Source organism: Corallococcus sp. 4LFB (assembly GCF_046520365.1).
GTDB classification, from domain to species: Bacteria; Myxococcota; Myxococcia; order Myxococcales; family Myxococcaceae; genus Corallococcus; species Corallococcus caeni.
Genome location: NZ_JBKGHJ010000873.1, coordinates 1 through 1,986 on the forward strand (window position 1 = coordinate 1; position 1,986 = coordinate 1,986).

Genomic DNA, 1,986 nt, shown 5'->3' on the forward strand with positions numbered 1-1,986 from the left:
CCGCCATCCCACGCCGACGCGGAAGTCGTCGCGCGGAAGAGCGCGATGACCAGCCCCTGCAGCAGCAGCTCGGCGCCCGCGAAGACGCCCGCCGCGCAGCACCCGGCCCAGGGGATGTCCCCCAGCTCCTCGCGGACCGCGGACGCCAGCGCCACCGCGTCGTACTGGTCCGTGCACAGCACGAGGGCGAAGGTGGCGGCGTTCACGCCGCGCAGCGCCTCCTGGCCCGCTTCCCGCGCGGCGACGGCGCAATCCGGGGAGCGGCTCTTTCCAATCTGGATCCGCATGGGGCTCCAGCATCGATACTCACGCGGAAGCGGGCGTGCAGGGCACGCAGGGCCCCACGAAAAACGCCGGAGCACCCAGGGGGGCGCTCCGGCGTTCGTGCTTCGAAGGGGACGCCCCCTGGCTCAGGTGGCCGGGTGGACGGTGCCTTCCTGGTGCGCGGGCAGGGCCGCGGTCGTCACCTCGTCCGTGCCGTGCATCATCCGCTTCAGCATGGGGGCGAGGAACAGCAGGATGACGCCCGCCAGGCCCGCGCCGATGACGATGGTGAGGAACACGCTGAACTCCCCCATCTTCTCCGAGTAGCCGCCCAGCACGCCGGACAGCTTGTTGGCCACCGCGTTCGCCAGGAACCACACGCCCATCATCGCGGAGGTGACGCGCTGGGGCGCCACCTTGCTCACCATGGAGAGGCCCACCGGCGACAGGCACAGCTCGCCCATGGTGTGGAAGAGGTACGCCATGATGACCCACCACGCCGCCGCCTTGCCGTCCGCCGCGCTCTCCTTGGAGGCGCCCAGCATGAACGCGAAGCCCACGGCCAGGAAGATGAGCCCCAGGGACATCTTCACCGGGATGCTCAGGTCCTTGCCCTTCGCCGCCAGCGAGCTCCACACCATCGCGAACACCGGCGCCAGCGTCACGATGAACACGGAGTTGAAGTTCTGGAACCAGGTGGTGGGCACCTCCCAGCCGAACATGGAGCGGTCCACCTTCTGGTCCGTGTAGAGGTTCATCAGGCCACCGGCCTGCTCGAAGCCCGTCCAGAACGCGACCACGAACAGCGCGATGATGAAGATGACGATGATGCGGTCCCACTCCTCGCGGCTGAAGGCGGGGCGCTTGCCCTCCGTCGCCGTCGTCCGCGCCTCGGGGGTGCGCGGCGCGGGCGCCAGGCCCACGGGGCCCAGGTACCGCTTCGCCAGCAGCACGAAGGTGATGACGCCCAGGGTCATGCCCACGCCGGCGGAGCCGAAGCCCCAGTGCCAGCCCACGCGCTCGCCCAGCGTGCCGCAGATGAAGTTGCCCAGCACGGCGCCCAGGTTGATGCCCATGTAGAAGATGGTGAAGGCACCGTCGCGCCGGCCGTCACCCGCGGGGTACAGCCCGCCCACCATGGTGGAGATGTTCGGCTTGAAGAAGCCGTTGCCGATGATGAGGAAGCCCAGGCCCGTATAGAAGACGGGGACGCCTGGGAACGCCAAGAGCAGGTGGCCGATGATCATCAGCACGCCGCCCAGGAGCACCGCCTTGCGCTGGCCGATGAAGCGGTCCGCGATGTAGCCGCCAAGGATGGGCGTCAGGTACACGAGGCCGGTGTAGGTGCCGTAGAGGCCCAGCGCATCCGCCGTGGACCAGCCAAAGCCGCCCCGCACCTTGTCGGTGAGGAAGAGCACCAGCAGGCCGCGCATGCCGTAATAGGACATGCGCTCCCACATCTCGGTGGCGAACAACAAATACAGGCCCGGGGGATGCCCCTTGCGGGCCTCGCCCGCGGCGACGGTGCTTTGCATGCCGTGAGTTCCTCGAACGGATGTCTGTGAAGGGGGGAACGAAAAAGTCGCGCGACTGTAACAGGAGTCACGCCTTCAGCGAGGACAGAGGACACCGCGCGTCCTTGGGAATTCCCGCCCCCTGCGCGAGCGGCCCGACCAGCCCCCCGCGCCCCCCCTCGTCGGCCGGCCCGCGTCAGCCCATGCG

At 69.0% G+C, this 1,986-nt stretch carries 2 protein-coding genes; both read right to left on the minus strand.

Annotated elements, in window-relative coordinates; all coding sequences use genetic code 11:
- Positions 1-287: FIST N-terminal domain-containing protein (locus tag ACLEQD_RS42190; protein ID WP_410391598.1), on the minus strand; the 287-nt coding region annotated here is incomplete at its 3' end.
- A 123-nt stretch (positions 288-410) separates the two neighbouring features.
- Positions 411-1,799 carry a peptide MFS transporter gene (locus tag ACLEQD_RS42195; RefSeq protein ID WP_410391600.1) on the minus strand — a complete coding sequence of 463 codons (1,389 nt, stop codon included), beginning with the start codon at positions 1,797-1,799 and terminating at the stop codon, positions 411-413.
- Positions 1,800-1,986 lie beyond the last annotated feature (187 nt).